At 62.4% G+C, this 17,725-nt stretch carries 13 protein-coding genes; all 13 read right to left on the bottom strand.

All coding sequences use genetic code 11. The annotated features are described in order from the left end of the window. Positions 1–4 precede the first annotated feature (4 nt). The 13 genes from fliG to SA496_RS17590 all read right to left on the bottom strand — a co-directional run bounded on the left by fliG (position 5) and on the right by SA496_RS17590 (position 17,656). A complete protein-coding gene (gene fliG / locus SA496_RS17530; protein WP_120649940.1) occupies positions 5–1,021 on the bottom strand; it encodes a flagellar motor switch protein FliG in 1,017 nt (338 codons plus the stop codon). Then, the gene (gene fliF, locus SA496_RS17535) at positions 1,014–2,801 is read right to left on the bottom strand and encodes a flagellar basal-body MS-ring/collar protein FliF (protein ID WP_120649939.1); all 1,788 of its coding nucleotides are present in this window, start codon (positions 2,799–2,801) and stop codon (positions 1,014–1,016) included. Before fliF ends, fliG begins: the two co-directional genes overlap by 8 nt. Positions 2,802–2,815: 14 nt before the next feature. After that, positions 2,816–3,148: a flagellar hook-basal body complex protein FliE gene (gene fliE, locus SA496_RS17540; protein WP_120649938.1), complete on the bottom strand. Its 333-nt coding sequence runs from the start codon at positions 3,146–3,148 to the stop codon at positions 2,816–2,818. Positions 3,149–3,363: 215 nt separating this feature from the next. Further along, positions 3,364–4,779, bottom strand: coding sequence for a sigma-54-dependent transcriptional regulator (locus SA496_RS17545; protein WP_330114208.1), 1,416 nt, complete (start codon positions 4,777–4,779; stop codon positions 3,364–3,366). Between the two features lie 5 nt (positions 4,780–4,784). Beyond that, positions 4,785–5,990, bottom strand: a complete 1,206-nt coding sequence (locus SA496_RS17550; RefSeq protein ID WP_120649936.1) for a sensor histidine kinase — start codon at positions 5,988–5,990, stop codon at positions 4,785–4,787. Positions 5,991–6,101: 111 nt separating this feature from the next. Continuing rightward, positions 6,102–7,574, bottom strand: a complete 1,473-nt coding sequence (locus SA496_RS17555; protein ID WP_120649935.1) for a sigma-54 dependent transcriptional regulator — start codon at positions 7,572–7,574, stop codon at positions 6,102–6,104. A 218-nt stretch (positions 7,575–7,792) separates the two neighbouring features. Further along, a complete protein-coding gene (locus tag SA496_RS17560; protein ID WP_120649934.1) occupies positions 7,793–8,089 on the bottom strand; it encodes a flagellar protein FliT in 297 nt (98 codons plus the stop codon). A gap of 28 nt (positions 8,090–8,117) precedes the next feature. Next, the gene (gene fliS, locus SA496_RS17565) at positions 8,118–8,498 is read right to left on the bottom strand and encodes a flagellar export chaperone FliS (protein WP_028626539.1); all 381 of its coding nucleotides are present in this window, start codon (positions 8,496–8,498) and stop codon (positions 8,118–8,120) included. Between the two features lie 84 nt (positions 8,499–8,582). Then, entirely contained in the window at positions 8,583–8,981 is a 399-nt protein-coding gene (gene fliS, locus SA496_RS17570; protein ID WP_120649933.1) for a flagellar export chaperone FliS, read from the bottom strand. Between the two features lie 3 nt (positions 8,982–8,984). Continuing rightward, on the bottom strand, positions 8,985–10,427 hold the full coding sequence (fliD, locus tag SA496_RS17575; protein ID WP_120649932.1) for a flagellar filament capping protein FliD: 1,443 nt from the start codon (positions 10,425–10,427) through the stop codon (positions 8,985–8,987). 94 nt (positions 10,428–10,521) lie between these two features. After that, on the bottom strand, positions 10,522–10,884 hold the full coding sequence (locus SA496_RS17580; protein ID WP_120649931.1) for a flagellar protein FlaG: 363 nt from the start codon (positions 10,882–10,884) through the stop codon (positions 10,522–10,524). 83 nt (positions 10,885–10,967) lie between these two features. Next, positions 10,968–12,161: a flagellin gene (locus tag SA496_RS17585; RefSeq protein ID WP_120649930.1), complete on the bottom strand. Its 1,194-nt coding sequence runs from the start codon at positions 12,159–12,161 to the stop codon at positions 10,968–10,970. Positions 12,162–12,478: 317 nt separating this feature from the next. Beyond that, complete coding sequence (locus tag SA496_RS17590; protein WP_330114210.1) at positions 12,479–17,656, bottom strand: glycosyltransferase; 5,178 nt, start codon at positions 17,654–17,656, stop codon at positions 12,479–12,481. Positions 17,657–17,725 lie beyond the last annotated feature (69 nt).

The raw sequence follows: 17,725 nt of genomic DNA on the forward strand, positions 1-17,725 counted from the left end.
CGCCTCAGATCATTTCTTCGCCGCCCTTGCCGCCGAGGACGATTTCCCCGGCTTCGGCCATACGGCGGGCGATGGTGAGGATTTCCTTCTGCGCCGACTCGACGTCGCTGACACGCACCGGGCCCTTGGCTTCCAGGTCGTCGCGCAGCAGCTCGGCCGCGCGCTTGGACATGTTCTTGAAGACCTTCTCCTTGATCGCGTCGTCCGAGCCCTTGAGAGCCAGGACCAGCACGTCGGAGGACACTTCGCGCAGCAGCGCCTGGATGCCGCGGTCATCGACGTCGGCCAGGTTATCGAAGACGAACATGAGATCTTCGATCTGCGTAGAGAGGTCCTCGTCCACTTCGCGGATGGAGTCCATCAGTTGGCCCTCGACCGAGCTGTCGAGGAAGTTCATGATGTCCGCCGCGCGCTTCACGCCGCCCATGGTGGTGCGGGTGGTGCTGGCGTTGCCGGCGAACTGCTTCTCGAGGATCAGGTTGAGTTCCTTGAGCGCGGACGGTTGCACGGTATTGAGCGACGACACGCGCAGGACGATGTCCAAGCGGACCTTGTGGTCGAAGTGGCTGAGCACTTCGGCGGCCTGGTCCGGGTCGAGATAGGCGACCACGATGGCCTGGATCTGCGGGTGCTCGTAGCGGATCACGTCGGCCACGGCACGCGGCTCCATCCACTTCAGGCTGTCCAGGCCACTGGTGCTGCCGCCCAGCAAGATGCGGTCGATCAGGTTGTTGGCCTTGTCCTCGCCCAGGGCCTGGGTGAGCATCTTGCGGATGTAGCCATCGGCACCGACGCCCAGGCTGGTCTGGTCGCCGACGATCTCGACGAACTCGCTCATCACCTGTTCCACCTGTTCGCGATGGATATTGCGCATCTGTGCCATGGCGACGCCGACCCGCTGCACTTCCTTCGGCCCCATGTGACGGAGCACCTGGGCGGCGTCGGTCTCGCCCAGGGACAGCAGCAGAATGGCGGCCTTGTCGACCTTGTTCAGCTTGGCGGGAGCGCGGTTATCACTCATCGGCGTTGATCCACTCTTTGACTACCAGGGCCACACGGCCAGGATCTTCGGCCACCAGGCTCTTGATGGCGTTGAGCTGCGCATCATACCCGTCGCTCGGGCTGGGCAGGAGGATGCTTTGCGGGCCGCCCAGGCTGACGCGGTCATCCGACAGCTCGCCCGATAGCCCCATCTCGCCCAGGTCGGCATCGCCGCGACCGCCGTCCAGGTCCCTGGACTTGCCGGTGCCACTGATGTTGTTCAGCACCGGGCGCAGCACACCGAATACCAGCACCAGGATGAAGAGCACGCCCAGCACTTGCTTCACCACATCCCAGAACCAGGGCTGGGTGTAGAAGGGAATGTCGATGACTTCTTCGCCGCTGTCGTTCATGAAGGCGGTGTTGATCACGCTGACGCTATCGCCACGGCTGGCGTCGTAGCCCACCGAGTCCTGCACCAGGCGGGTGAAGCGAGCAATCTCGTCGGCGGTCCAGGGCACTCGCGTGGTTTCGCCAGTCTGTGGGTCGACCTTCACCTGATCGTCCAGCACCACCGCGACGGAAAGCCGGCGCAGGCGGCCCTGCTGCTGCTTGGTGTAACTGATGGAACGGTCCAGCTCGAAGTTGCGGGTGGTCTGATCGCGCTTGTCTGTCGGGTACGGCGCGAGCATCGGCTTGCCAGTGGCTGGGTCGATGATCTGCTGGCCGTTGTCATCCAGCAGCGGCTGTCCCGGCTGCACGCCGGCCGTTGCTGACCCGGTGGCTTGCTGGGGTGCGGCGCCCGGCGCCGGTGGCTGGTTGGACAGCGCACCCGGCACGCCTTGCGGACCGCCGTTGTTCTGGCGCTCTTCGGCGAGCTTCTGCTCGCTGCGCAGGGCCGGTTGATCCGGGTTGTACATTTCGGAGGTGGATTCGACCGCGCTGAAATCCACGTCCGCGGATACTTCCGCCTTGTAGCGGCCATTGCCCAGCACCGGCTGCAGGATGCTGTGCACGCGCTGGGTGTACAGGGTTTCCATACGACGGGTGTAGTCGAACTGCTTGCCGGCCATAGTCAGCTCGGACAGTTCCTGCTGGTCGGACAGCAGGTTGCCTTTCTGGTCGACGACGGTGACCTGCGACTTCTCCAGTTCCGGCACGCTGGTCGCCACCAGGTTGACGATCGCCATTACCTGGCTCGGCTCAAGGGAGCGGCCCGGATAGAGTTCGACCAGAACCGAAGCGGTTGGCTTGCGCTCGTCACGGACGAACACCGAGCTCTTCGGAATGGCCAGGTGCACACGCGCACCCTTGACGTTGTTCAGACTGGAAATGGTGCGTGCCAGCTCTCCTTCCAGACCGCGGCGATAGCGGGTGGCCTCCATGAACTGGCTGGTACCGAGGCCCTGTTCCTTGTCGAGGATCTCGAAGCCGACAGTGTTGTCGCTCGGCGCAACACCAGCGGCGGCAAGCTTCATGCGGGCACGGGCCAGGTCGTCTGACTTGACCAGCAGGGCGCCGGAGTTGGGCTCGATCTTGTAAGGGATGTCGGCCGCCCCCAGGGTTTCCACCACCTGGTTTGCGTCCATCCCGGACAAACTGCCGTACAGCGGGCGATAGTCCGGCTGCTGCGACCAGAGCACCACGGCAAAGCCGATGGCGACACTGGCGGCCAGGCCAACCAGGAGGCCAACCTGACGCAGCATGCTCATCTGCGAGAGGTTTTCCAGGAAGGACAGGCCGAACAGCGGCTTCTTCTCTCCCTGCGCTTCCGGCGCATCAGCCTTGGCAGGAACCTTTGCAACAGCGGCTTCAGCCATTTCTCAATCCGTCCTCAAACCGGCATCTGCATGATGTCTTGGTAGGCCTGGACCAGTTTGTTCCGCACCTGGGTCATGGCCTCGAAGGACACGCTGGCTTTCTGCGAGGCGATCATGACATCGGTGAGATCGACACCCTTCTGACCGACCTCGAATGCGGTGGCCATGTCGGTGGAAGCCTTCTGGGTTTCCGAAACCTTGTCGACCGCCTTGCCGAGCATGTCGGCGAAGCTCGGCGCACCGGCCTCGGGGGCTGCCACAGGGGCAGGCTTGGCACGGGCCATTGCGTCCATCTGCATGGAGCGCATTTCCAACATCAGGCGATTGAACTCAACACCCTGGCTCATCTCATTCCTCCAACTGTCGCGCTTTTTTGACGCTACGCGATCCGATGAAGGGGTATCTGCAACAAGGGTGCCAAAAGCTCAGGGACGGGTGTTACGGGGAAGGTTGCGAACTTGTAGGAGCGAGCTCTGCTCGCGAAAAAACGCGCTCGGGCCGTTCGCAAGCAGAGCTCGCTCCTACGAAAGGTTTGCCGGGACTGGCCTTTCCGCCTCCGGCGTCAGCTGGCGTAAAGGTAGGCCTCTACATCCATTCCGGCGTCGCGCATCTGGGCCAGCTTGTAGCGCAGCGTACGCGGGCTGATGCCGAGACGCTCCGCAGCTTCCTTACGACGGCCACGCTCGGAACGCAGGGTGTCGATGATCATCTGGAACTCATGGCGGCGCAGGTCATCGCCCAGCGCGCTTGGCGCCTCGGCAGGCATTGCGGCAACCGGTAGCGATACCACGGGGGCGGCAATCGGAAGCGACGTCACTGTCGGCATGGCCGGGATGATGGCCATGCCGATAGGCGCGGTCAGGCACAGGTCGTGGGGCTGGATGAGCCCGCCCTGCTGCAGGATCAGCGCGCGCTGCACGGCGTTGTCCAACTCGCGGACGTTGCCCGGCCAACCATGGGCCAGCAGGGCCGCATGAGCTTCGACGGAGAAGCGCACGGCAGCGTGATTCATTTTTTTGACGTGTTTCGCAAGCAGGCGCTCGGCCAGCGGCAGGATATCCGCCGGACGTTCCCGCAGCGGGCGCCAAGCCAGCGGGAAAACCGAAAGGCGGTAATAGAGGTCTTCACGGAAACGCCCCGCCGCCACTTCCCCGGCGAGGTCGCGGTTAGTGGTGGCGAGCACGCGGATATCCAGGCTGATCGGCCTGCGCGCGCCGACCCTTTCCACTTCGCGCTCTTGCAGTACCCGCAACAACTTGGCCTGCAGGCCCAATGGCATTTCGGAAATCTCGTCGAGCAGGATGGTGCCGCCATCGGCCATCTCGAACTTGCCCGGAGCACTGGCAATTGCGCCTGTGAAGGCACCCTTCTCGTGACCGAACAGAGTGGCTTCGAGCATGTTGTCCGGAATCGCCGCGCAGTTGATGGCGATGAAGGGGCCGTTGGCACGGGTCGACTGCTGGTGGATGTACTGCGCCAGCACCTCCTTGCCAGTGCCAGACTCGCCCGAGATGAGCACTGTGGAGTCACTGCGCGCCACACGAGCGGCCAGTTCCAGCAATTGACGGCTGGCCGGCTCCAGGGCGACCGGACCATCGCTGGCGAGCTGGGTTACACGCCCCAGCGCATGGCGCGCCACGAGGTCCAGCAGGGTGTTGGGTTCGAACGGTTTTACCAGGTAGTCGGCGGCGCCCTGACGCATGGCATCCACCGCTCGCTCCACCGCGCCGAATGCAGTCATCAGCAATACCGGAAGCTGCGGGAAACGCTGGCGAACGACGGCGAGCAACTGGTGGCCGTCCATGCCGGGCATGTTGACGTCGCTCACCATCAGGCCGAAGGACTCTTCACCCAGTGCCACCAGCGCGGTTTCGGCACAGTCCACGGCGCGGAAGTCGTAACCACCGATCAGCAGCGTGTCCGCCAGGGCTTCACGCAGGGCGCGGTCATCTTCGACCAGCAGAATTTTGGCAGTCATCGTCCTTACTCCTGTGTAACCGACTGCGCCGCGGGAATCAGCGGCAGGACCAGGGTGGCGCAGGTACCGCGACCGGGTCGCGAGCGCAACTTCAGCTCGCCCTGATGGGCACGCGCCACCGCTTTGACCACAGCCAGCCCGAGGCCGGTACCGGTGGTCTTGGTGGTGAAAAAGGGTTCGCCCAGGCGCGCCAGGGTAGCGGCGTCGATGCCCGGGCCGTTGTCACTGATGGACAGCCGCAAGTCGCCGCCGCGCCTATAGAGGTGGACCTTGAGACGCAGATCACGTCCTGCGGCCTGGTTGGCGTTCTCGATCAGATTGAGCATCGCGCCCACCAGGGTGTCGCGATTGCACAGCACCTCTCCCCCGGTCAGATCGCACTGCCAGCGCACTTCCTTGCCTTCCACATGGGACTCCGCCGAGGCGCGCAGTGCGGAGAACACGGCAGATGGTGCCAGGCGATCCGGCAGCGGCAGTTCGCCGCGCGCAAACACAAGCATGTCGCGGACCTGGTGCTCCAGCTCATGCAGGCGCTCTTTCAGGCGCCCGGCAAACCGCTGCTGCTGATCCGTCGGCAAGACCTGCTGGGTCAGGTGGCTGGCATAGAGCAAGGCCGCAGAAAGCGGCGTCCGAATCTGATGGGCCAGGGAGGCGACCATGCGCCCCAGGGCGGAAAGACGCTCATGACGGGACAGCTGATCCTGCAGGCGACGGGTTTCCGTCAGGTCTGTGAGCAAGACCAACTGGCCGGGTTCGGCATTCAGGGAGCGAGTGGCAATGGAAAGGCGGCGGCCGTCCTTGAGGGAGATTTCATGGCCGTCGTCTTCACGCGGGGCAAAGTTACGAGCGATCACTTCGCGCCAGAGCATGCCGACCAGGGGCTGGCCAAGCAGGTTGCGCGCCACCGGATTGGCTTCCCGCACCACACCCTGCCCATCGATCACGATGACGCCACCCGGTAGCAGGTCCAGCAGGCTTTGCAGGCGGTTGGCCAGGCGTTCCTTCTCCGCCAGCTCCTGCATCCGCTGGGCACTGACCAGGGCCAACTGCCCCTTCAGTTCAGTGACTCGCGCCTCCAGCATGCTGTAGGACTCACTGAGCTGAGCCGACATCTGGTTGAACAGCGCGAACGCCTGCTCAAGGCCGGCGCGGCTGGCCTGCTCAGCGGGGGCGTTTTCCGGATTCTGTGCGGGGGTTACTGCCTGGCTCATTGCTCTTCTCTCGCTCCATCGACCGTCAGCAGACGGTCGGTCGAGGGAGAGATAGCAATACTCGTGCCTAAAATTTAGTCCTTCAAAAACAAGGACTTGGAAAAAGCGGAATTATTCTTCCGCCAATTCCTCGTCGCGACGGCTCATGCCGTACTTTCGCATCTTCTCCACCAGGGTGGTGCGGCGGATACGCAGGCGCTCGGCGGCACGGGCCACTACGCCGGAGGCGTCGTCCAGCGCCTGCTGGATCAGACCTTGCTCGAGGTTGCCGAGGTAGTCCTTGAGATCCAGCCCCTCGGGCGGCAGCAGCGCCGGCGAGGCAACGCCGGGCAGGCCGGCGCCGATGGCCGAACGCTCTTCGATTTCCTCGCGCAAACTGGCCTTGAGCTGCTCATCCTCGTCATCCACATGGCGGAATTTCTTCGGCAGTTCGCTGACGCCGATGACGCCATAGGGATGCATGATCGCCATGCGCTCCACCAGGTTCGCCAGTTCACGGACGTTGCCCGGCCAGTCGTGGTTGCACAGGGACATGATGGCGGCGGAATTGAAGCGAATCGAACCGCGCTTCTCGTGCTCCATACGCGAGATGAGCTCGTTGATCAGCAGCGGAATGTCTTCCACCCGCTCGCGCAGCGGCGCCATCTCGATGGGGAAGACATTGAGACGGTAGTAGAGATCTTCGCGGAAGCTGCCCGCCTCGATCATCTGCTCGAGGTTCTTGTGGGTGGCAGCGATGATGCGCACATCGACATTCTGGGTCTTGTTGCTACCCACGCGCTCGAAGGTACGTTCTTGCAGCACCCGCAGCAGCTTGACCTGCATCGGCAGCGGCATGTCGCCGATCTCGTCGAGGAACAGGGTGCCGCCGTTGGCCAGCTCGAAGCGCCCTGCCCGGCTGGTGATGGCGCCGGTGAAGGCCCCCTTCTCATGACCGAAGAGTTCGCTTTCCAGCAGCTCTGCCGGAATGGCGCCGCAATTGACCGGTACGAACGGGGCTTCGCGACGCTTGGAATGGTAGTGAAGGTTACGCGCCACAACTTCCTTGCCGGTGCCGGACTCACCAAGAATCAGCACGCTGGCGTCGGTATCGGCCACCTGCTGCATCATCTGCCGGACTTGTTGAATGGCGCGGCTGGTGCCTACCAGGCTGCGGAACAGGTTGGGTTCGCGCTGGCGGCCACGCTCGCGGGCGTGATCGTACATTTCGCGATAGACCTGGGCGCGATGCAGGGAGTCGAGCAGCTTGTTGTAGCTGGGCGGCATCTCCAGGTTGGTCAGCAGGCGACGGCGCAAATCTTCCGGCCAATCCATCTGGGGCTGGTCACCGATCAGCAGCACTGGCAGGAACTCGTCCCAAGCCAGCAACTGCTTGATCAGCTCGAGCACGCCACCCTTGGCACTCACCTCGCCGAGCATGACGCAAAGAACGTCACGGCTGGAGTTCAGGGAACCCGTCACGTCGCGCCAGTCGTGGCTGGCACAGTCCAGGTACTCTTCCCCGAGGAAATTCAGGATCACCGCGAAGTCGCGGCGGCGATCGCTATTGTCGTCGATCAGCAGAATCTTGGTTTCACGCCACATTGTCTAGTTCTTGCTTTTAGGGCTGAACGCCGCGCTCCGCGACGCATGGACAGACGGTGCTTCCCGAAGGTGGGTTTGACCGGCAATTGGCCACTAGTAAAGTGAAAAACCCTTGCCGAGTCAATTTTATGGCGTGCTTTTTTTGGTCGAGCCGACGGAATGGCTAAGCGGTTGTCGGAGCAATATCGAACTAATGGCAGATGGGAACTGTCCAGCCATCAGCCGAACAACTTGTAGACCTTGGCGCCCTGCTGAGCCTGATTGATCTGAACCAGCTCGCAGGCAATGCGCTGCTGTTCGGCCTGGCAGATCTCCACCAGTTCACGGTAGAGCGACAGCAGCTCCTGCATGCGAGCGCCGAGTACCTCGACATCGTCCACGGCATCGACCATGGCGTCATCGACGGCCTGGCGGCAGAGCTGGTCCAGCTCACCGATGGCTGCCCAGTCCTGGCGAGCCAAGGCATCGCGCAGGGCGCTGCCGGTTGCTTCAAGACGCTGGACTGATGCATTCATTGGAATTCTCCTGCCAACCCGGACGGCATCACTGGGCAATGCCATCCCATCCGGTTTTCACGTTACGCAGCAACCCTGCCACTTCGTCCACCAGCGCAGCGTCGCTTTTCAGGTTCGCTTCGAGCAGGCGGGACACCATGTACTCGTAGAGTGCATCGAGGTTGGCTGCGATATCGCCGCCCTGCTCGAAGTTCAGGCCATCACGCAGACCGCCAATGATAGCGATTGCTTTGCCGATCAGCTCGCCTTTTTGCGCGAGCTGACCACGCTCGATGGCGCCGCGAGCCTGGGCCAGGCGAGTAAGGCCACCTTCCATGAGCATCTGGATCAGCCGGTGGGGGCTGGCATCCACGGCCTGGGCCTGGGTGTTCACGGATTGGTACTGCTTGAGGGCCGCCATCGCGTTCATGTTCGCTCTCGCTCGTGTGTCGGGCTTGGATACCCAAGGTATCGGCAGCGCCCGCGAGAGCTTTAGCCCGCAGTATTGCGGATATCAGGAAATTTCCGCGGCGACCGGCGCATCCACTTCCGGACCGATGGAGTCCCAGGCCTGTTTGATCTCAAGCAACAGCGCCTCGACCTCTTCGATCGGACGCGGCGAATTGTCCAGGGCAACCCTGGACAGGCGGCGGGTCATGTAGTCGTAGAGTGCGTCGAGATTCTCGGCGATCTCACCGCCGAGCTGCTTGTCCAGGCTGGCCTGGAGCACGCCGATGATGCTGAGAGTGGATCCGACCGCCATGCCGCGAACTTCCGGGTTGCCGGTTTCAAGGCCATGACGAGCGAGGGAAAGTCGCTCCAGGGCGCCATCCAGCAGGAGTTGCACCGCGCGATAGGGGGAGACTTCCTGGCTGGTTTTGACCTGCTTGTAGGTATCGATTGGATTGGCCATCACTTAGCTCTTCTTGACTACACCGGGGAGGTTGGAAAGGGACTGGCTCAACCGGTCGCTGGTCTGCTTCAGACTCGCTACCAGGGAATCCATGGCGTTGTACTGGGCATACAGCCGCGTCTGCACTTTCGCCATGCGCAGATCCAACTGGGTGCGCTGCGCTTTGACCGAACTGAGGGTTTCCTGCAGGCCGTTCTGGCGCTCAGACAGGATGCCCCCTGATTGGGTATAGGGATCGAGTTTGGCGTTGAGACGGGACGTCAGCCCCTTGTCCCCGGTAAAGAAGCCGGCGACGGACTCGTACTGCGTGCTGAGTACCTTGTCGAGCTTGCTGTCCTGGATCTTCAGCGTGCCATCTTTTTGAGTGGTGATACCCAGGTCTGACAGGATGGATATACCGCCCTTTTGACCCGACGGATTCACCAGCTCGTTACGCACGGAGGACAACAACGAACGTACCGAAGCGTCCCCCAGCAGGGGACCGGTGACTGGCGTATTGCCTTCACCGGCCGAGGTCACGGATGTCAGGCTCTTGGTCACCCCTATCAACTTGTTGTAGGCGTCGACGAACTTCTTGATGTTGCCTTTGACGGTGGAAGTGTCCTGGTCGACCGTCACCTTGAATTTCTTTCCGGGCTCAGCGTTCACCAGGTTGAGGGTGACTTCGGAAATGGCACCGGACACGGTATTGCTGGAGCTGCGCAAACTCAGGCCGTCGATAGTGAATTCCGCGTCCTGAGCCTGATTGATGTAGCCGCTGCTAGTGGCGTTGGCGGTATCCATTGCCGTTAGGGCGCCACTGGGGTTGGAGGCCGGATTGTTGTCAGCGAAATTGCCGATGCGGAAGGCTTCCAGCCCTGCGGACGCCTGGACATAGATGTCCTTGCCAGCACCCGTAGTGTTGGAGCTGAGCACCAGGCGAGAGCTGCCATCGGCTGGGTTGCTGACGATGTTGGCGCTGACGCCTTTGTCCTTGAGCGCCTTGTTCAGGCTGTCACGGATTTCCGACAGCGAAGCGCCAGCAGCGACTTGCACGTCCACTCCGCGATCGTCCGGCCCCAGCTTGACCGTCAGCGTTCCGGCTGCAGCCGCAGTGGCGTCCTTCGCGAAGGTGGCAGTGCCGACCTTGCTCGCGCTGGCAAGTTTTTCGACCGTTACCTGATAAGTACCCGAGCTTGCCTTGTTCGTGGCGGAGACAGTGGCCAGATCGGTATTGCTCGACTTTGCCGAACGCTTGGCGAACAGGTCGCTCGAGTTGAGGTCCTTCAGCGCAGTCTGGAACTCGCTGATGGCTCCCATGAGCTGGCCGACTGCGGAGAACTTCGACGTGGCGCTCTTCTCCACGCGATTCAGTTGGGAGTCTTTGGGCGCTCTTTCGGCATCGACCAAGGCCTTGACGATGCCGTCGATGTCCATGTTCGTACCGATTCCGGTTATCCCCGCCATTTTCCTTTACCTCGCCAATCGTCTGACGCCTTCATCAATGAAGCTGAAAGGAGTCAAGAAACGTGCCATCTCGCACGCAAGTCCCAGGTACGTATCAGGCCTCGGCCTTGAACAGCAGGCTGCGCATTTCCGACAGGCTTTCAGCCAGCTTGAGCGCATCCTCCGATGGAATCTGACGGATCACTTCACCCGATTCTGAATCGGTCACCTGGACCACTACTCGGCCACTGCTGTCATCCACATCGAAGTTCAGATTGCGACGAATGCTCTGGACGAACTCCTGGATGCTCGAGGCTGCCGCGTGCACTGGCTCGCGGTCTTCGGTTTCGGACTGCTGCTGAACCTGGCCGACTGCCTTTTCGCGATCTTCCTTTTCTGCCGGACCACGGACCTGGCCATTGCCGACAGGAGCAGTACTCACTCCCTTGTTCGTCAGGTTGACTATTCCGATATCCATTTTGTGCTCACCTCAGAAATGGCAAGAAGGGGGGAAGCGCTAAGCACTTCCCCCCGCGTTTAACGCCTTGCCTCGTCCGGGCCTTAGCCCAGGAGGCTGAGGACCGCCTGCGGCAGCTGGTTGGCCTGGGCCAGGATCGAGGTACCTGCTTGCTGCAGGATCTGGTTCTTGGTCAGGTTAGCGGTTTCTGCGGCGAAGTCGGTGTCCTGGATACGACCGCGGGCGGCCGACACGTTCTCGCCGATGTTCTGCAGGTTCGAGATGGTGTTCTCGAAGCGGTTCTGCACAGCACCGAGGCTGGCGCGCTGGGCATCAATGGACTGGATGGCCTGGTCGATGATGATCACGGCTTCCTGGGAAGACTTCACCTCGGTCAGGTCGATGTCCTTCACCTGGTTGTCATCGGTCACGGAGGAGATGGCCAGGTTAGTACCGGCACCGGCAGCGGTTTCGGCAGCTGCGACGCTGGCGCCCGAAGCGAAGGTCAGGTTCTGGATGTTGCCTTCGGCGGAGCCGGAGGTCAGCGACGAAACCAGGTCGATGTCGCCCGAGTCGTTGACGAAGGCACCTACGCCGATGTTGGCGTCGTTGATGACGGTAGCCAGGGCCTGCACCTGCTCGGCAGCGGTGGCACCGCTGGCGTAGGTGGCGCTGAAGGTACGAGCCTGGCCGCCGGCCATGGTGACGGAGATGGCGATGGCGCCGGAAGCACTGGCCGGAGCGGTGGCAACGGAGCCGGAAGTGACGGAACCGGAACTGAAGGTAGCTTCCAGGGACTCCGTGCTCATCTCGTCGATCTTGACGCTGATGGTTTCGTTGGCGGCGCTGCCCACCTGGAAGGTGGTGGTGCCGAAGGTGCCGTCGAGGAGCTTGCGACCACCGAAGGTGGTGGTGTTGGAAATACGATCCAGCTCTTTCTTCAGCTCGGTCACTTCGTCGTTCAGAGCCTTGCGTTCCTCGGTGCTGTTCGAACCGTTGGACGATTGCAGGGCCAGGTCACGCATACGCTGCAGGATGCTGGTGGACTGCTGCAGGGCGCCTTCAGCGGTCTGCGCCATGGAGATGCCGTCGTTGGAGTTCTTCACCGCAACGCCCAGGCCGTTGATCTGGCTGCTCAGACGGTTGGCGATCTGCAGACCGGCGGCGTCGTCCTTGGCGCTGTTGATACGGGAACCGGTGGACAGACGTTGCAGGGAAGTATCCAGCGCACGGGAGGAGGTATTCAGGTTGCGCTGGGTATTGAGGGAAGCGATGTTCGTGTTGACGGTCAAAGCCATGATGTTGTCCTCCGAGGACTACGTGTTTGCCTGAGCTTGCGACCTTGGGCGGGCATCGCCCAGGCACCCATAAAGTTCGCATTCGTACTTCGTATCGGCGGTGTCGGAGGAAGCTTTAGGGGGGCGTTCAAAAAATTTTGTGACCCGGGGGCTTGCAGCACCAACATCCCACCATCCGTGCTCTTTGTCGGCCCTGCCGGGGGAAACTTGAGGCGTGAATGTCGACCAACACGTCAGGATGCGACGATGCCCGTCCCCAAATGACAGGGCCCCGCCAATGCGGGGCCCTGTCGAGTCCAACACAGCCGGCTCTCGACTCAGTCCGGCGTCCACGCCTTGAGCCAGAGTTCGAGATTGCCCCCCTCCAGCATCCAGTCCCGGCGCACCAGTGCCTGCAGCTCGTCACCCATCCGGGCTGTGGCGTCGAGATCGGAAAGATGCATGCGGATCGCATCCACCCAGTCCTTGAAGCGGTTCTTCACCCGAGTCACCGGCAGGTCGCCCTGGTAGCAGCGGATATCGCTGCAAATCACCGGGAACCCACAGGCGCCATACTCCAGCAGACGCAGGTTGCTCTTGCACTCGTTGAACAGGTTCAGCTCTACCGGAGCCAGCGCCAGGTCAAGATTGAGGCGGGCAAGCGCCGCTGGATACTGGTCGATGGCCACCCCCGGATGGAACTCGTGGACGTAGGGACGTATCGATTCCGGACACATGCCGAAGAAGACCCATTCCACTTCGTTCGCCAGTTCCTTGACGACGTCCTCGATCAGTTCCAGGTCGCCCGTGTGACTCGAGCCGCCCGCCCAGCCCACGCGAGGCCTGGAAGAAGCGCGACGTTGCCCCTGCAGACCCTGCCACCAGCCGGTGGGCAAACGGTTATGCACTACGCGGATGTCTTCGTGCATACCTGCGAAGGCCTCGGCGAGGCACTCGGTGGAAACCACGAAGCGATCGACGAAGCCGAGGCCTCGTTTCAGGGACTTGAGGATGTCCTTGGGCATGTGCTGCCGGTGTGCGCTTTTCAATGGCAGGTTGAGCAGGTAGTCGTCCAGCTCATAGACCTTGAAGGCACTGGAGAACGCTTTCATCCGGCGCATTGCTTCCAGTCGTTCGTCACCGATCTGCCGCTGCAGGATGATGCTGTCCGGAGCATAACGTTCCAGGTCAGTCACATGCATGAGCCCCATCGAGAGCGCGCCATCCACTTTCCCGGATTGCTGCAATGCGGCAAACGGCTGCATCACGCGATAGTGACCACAGCCGAACTGGTCCGCCGGATGAGCCAACACCGTCGGCAAAGGCTTCCACGACGACAGCGGGCGCCAGGACAACGCGGTGTCGGCCAGCTTGAAGCCGCCGGGCATGGCCAGCGAAAGGTTGGGGTTATACGCCGGGTCGCGAGCCAGCAATGGCAGCCACCTGGCATAGAGCGCATCCTGCTCGTCCTGGGAAGCGATGGGGGCCTCGTCCGCTTCGAACAGCAATTTCGCGTTGGCCGCCCAGACAGTCAGGTAGCCGGCTTGCCGGGCGCGCAGACAGATGTCCGCGTCAACGTAGCGCTCCGGTAGATCGTCTGCCACGCCACCCAGGGCGTCGTAGAGCTCACGACCGATCATCAGGCATTCGCGGCTCACCGCGCTGTAGTCCTGGTCGACTTGCAGGCGCTGCAGGTAGCCGGGTGCATTCAGGGATTCCCCCACGAACGGGCGACCAACCGGCCCTTCCAGGCCGAGGATCAGGCCCGCATGGCGGATCGTGCCATCCGCGGCCAGGAGCTTGCCCCCGACAACACCGACTTCCGGACGTTGAGCATGGTTGACCAACTCGTCCAGCCATTGCTCATCGATTACTGCCGCATCCGGCGAGAGCATCAGCAGGTAATCACCCTTAGCCTGGCCAGCCGCCAGATTCAGCGCAGCTGCAACGCCGAGCTGCGCCGCTGCGGGCCACACGGTCCGCAGGCGAGCCTCGCCCATCTGCTCAAGAGCCGTGAGCCAATCCCTGACCTCACCTGCCGACGGATCGCTCTCGATCAGCAGCAGTTCGTAGTGGGGATAGCGTGTCGTTTCGAGCAGGCTCTCCACACAGCGCTGCAATCGCGCCAGATGGCTGCCGGCCAGGACCAGCAACGAAACCATCGGCTGCTGCGAGTGCCCGTAGTGGACGCAGTAATGGCCCGGCTGACTCGATTCGATCCTGGGTTGCTCGTAACCTCGCTCTTGCAGGTGGCGCAGGATCGCCGCTCGCTCGTCCTCGACGTCGAGCACGGCCGGCGCATCGGTGATCAACAGCGGCTCGGCGATATGCCCGAGCCCGGCAAGCCCGCCAGAGCCGATCAATCGCAGGATCATTTCCAGTTCCACGGCACGCGGAAGGCCCGCATCGAACCCGCCGGCCTCAAGCAGCACATCCCGGCGGAACAGCCAGTGATGGGCCATGCCGGCCGGGAAGCTGAGCAGATAGTCGAGATTGAACGCCGGTCGGAATGCAGCGCCCAGATCACCATTCGACTGACGGTACATCTGGTCGCAATACACAGCCCTGCAGTCAGGCGCCGTGAGCAATTCCAGGCAAGCCATCAGCAGGCCGTTGGGTGTGAGCTCCTCGCCGGCATTGACCAGCACGACCCAGTCAAAATCAGCTGTCTGCAGCGCCTGGTTGAGCGGCACTACCCACGCATCCGGGGATGCCTCGATGACCCGACCGGGGAAGCCGTCCACGGCCGATTGTCCAATCGTCAGGAGCAGCGGCTGGACGTTGTGGTAGGCATTGCGGGATGGGCTCAGCGACTCCAGCGTCAGCGCCACGGCGGCGCTATCCCCTTTCATGTCCAGAATCACGACGCCGACGCTCGGCCCACCTTCCTGTTGCAGGCGCTCGTTCACCAGGCGCTGCTGGGTCGGCGAGAGCGCACGCTTGTGCAGCCATTCCTGCAAACTGGCGCTGCGCACGCGCCCTCCGACCGAGTCCTGGATGCCGAAGCGCTTGAGCATTTCCTGGCGCGCCTGGCGCACAGCGTCGCTGCCCAGGTCGGAATGTCGGCGATACATCTCCTGGTAGAGGGCGCCGAAGTTCTTCTGCTCGCGACCGAGCATGTGGTCCGAACCGGTATTCGGGGCGTCCCGCAAGTGCACCTCGGCGGTCACCTGGGGTACGTGGACCAAGGGATACCGGGCAGCCAGCCGCAGCAGCATGTCCCAGTCCTCGAACGCAGTCAGGCCGGTATCGAACTCGCCGACCTCGGCCAGCATGTCGCGAGGGTGCGCCCAGGTATTCACAGGGATGTAGTTCTGGACGAACAGGCGCTCCTTGTCATACGCCGCATGGGCGAACGGCGCAGTTCGGCTCAACTCGATACGCTCGCCGCCTTCCAACTGCTCATTGATGTATTCCACGCCGGTGTAGACCACGGCCTGCGGCTGCTGCTCGAAAGCGCTCGCCAGCACTGCCAGGTGCTCGGGCAGGTAGATGTCGTCGTCATCCAGATAGCTGACGTAACGTCCACGGGCCAGCTTCAGACCGGCGTTTCGGGCAGCGGACAGCCCCTGGTTGCGCCCCTGATAGAGGTAGGTGATGGGGAAGTCGAACTCCACCAGCAATGGCTCGACCGGATCGCCGTGGTCGTTCACCAGGATCACTTCGAAGTCGCGCAGGGTCTGATCACCCAGGCTGACCAGGGCGTCCCGCAGGAGACCGGGGCGGTTGTAGGTGGTCAGGATGATGGAGAACAGCGGCTCGTATTGCGTGCCGGCCAGCTTATCCAGCTCGGCCCGGGCCACGGCGTCGTCCTGGCCAAGAGCTCGTGCCTTGTGGGCCATGCGCAGGGCAGAATCGTGTTCGCCGAGCTGACGCAGAATGCCCGACACGCGCCAACAAGCGGCCGCCTTCCCTGCCTGGTCATCGGCGAGGTCGGGGAACAACCGATCGACGGGGTAACGGGCGAAGGCGTCCAGCACGACCTTGCCTTCGAATGCCCGGCTCTTCGCACTGGAGAGGCTTTCGCCGTGCTGCCTCCAATGGCAGAGGATCTCATCGACTTTCTTGAAATCAGCCGTGTCGGCCAGGCGGGTCCAGATCTGGTAATCGTGGCAGCGAGTGAATGTCGTGTCGTAGCCACCATGCTGCTGGTACAGCGAACGACGCACCGCGGTGCCGGGGTTGGGCAGGCAGTTGGCCTGGACCAGCATCGGCAACAGCGACTTGCCCTGGTAGTCGGCATAGCGAGTGCGGTGCACCTGGCCGGGGAAGTTATCGTCGAATATCTCCAGGTCGCCATAGAACACGTCCGATCCGGGGTTCTCGACGATGCTCCGACGCAGCGCCGCCAAAGCACCCTTGGCTTGACGGTCGTCACTGTCGATCCATACCACGAATTCCCCGCGCGCAGCGGACAGGCCCTTGTTACGCGCCGAAGCGCCGCCACCATGGTCGTTGTGGAGCAGGCGGATGCGCGGGTCCTGGATGGAGCGGATGATCGCCACTGAACGGTCGGTAGACCCATCGTCCACCACCACCAGTTCGAAGTCGGCATCGTCTTGGGCGAGCACCGACTCGATGGCCTCTCGCACGTAGCGTTCGCGGTTGTAGACCGGCATGACGACGCTGAAGAAAGGTATCGGCGTCTGAGCGGTCGGCGCCGGCACAAATACCGGTTCGGAGGCTTCGGGCGGCGTGAAGATCGAGAAACGCTTGTTGAGCCAGGCCAGGGTGTCGGCGATCAGCTTTGGCTTGTCGCCCGCCGGGACGCCCCGATGCAAACAGATGCTTTCGGTGAAGAATGCTGCCAACTCCTGGTATTTCGGTTCCACGCGCTTGCCGGTGATGCGCTCCATCATGGTCGAGGTGCGCTTGCTGATTTCCCGGCGTATGTAGAGCGGCCGCTCGATGCGAGCGAAGGGGCCATGGGCGGCCAGGTGACAGAGGAACACCAGGTCCGCACTGACAATGGGCCTGAACGGCAGGTCGACGAATTCTCGCCGCAGCAGCTGGTTGATCGCCTCGCACCGGTCGAGCGAATTCAGCAGTCGCTGGTGGCGCTCATGGGGCAAAAGCGGCTCATCGAACACATAGTTGCCGCCATTCGTGTGCGCCAGTACCCGGTTGTTCTCATCGATCCACTGGGTGTGGCTGTACACCAGGCTCAGGCTGCGATCGGCATCCATCCGCCCGCAGGCTTCCTGGAGGAACTCGGGATGCAACATGTCGTGCCCGCCGAGCCACATGAACAGCTCGGAAGAGGTGTTCTCGAAGCAATACTGGAAGTTGGCGGTGGCCCCCAGATTGCTTTCGTGGCGAACATAGGTGAAGCGCGGATCCGTCTCGCAAAACTCCCGGCAGACTCGCTCGGTTTCGTCGGTCGAAGCGTTGTCGGCCACCAGCGCCCTGAAGTCCGGATAGGTCTGGGCGGCCAGAGACTTCAGAGTCTCCAGCACATAGGGTCCTTCGTTGTAGACGGGAACCGTGACGATGACTTTATGTTCCAGCTTTTGCATGGGGCTCCCCGTAACCAGGAAATTCAAAGGCGTTTTCACTCAAGGACAGGCATCGGCCGGAGCGCGTTC

It is taken from the genome of Pseudomonas sp. JS3066 (assembly GCF_036328175.1).
Classification (GTDB): domain Bacteria; phylum Pseudomonadota; class Gammaproteobacteria; order Pseudomonadales; family Pseudomonadaceae; genus Metapseudomonas.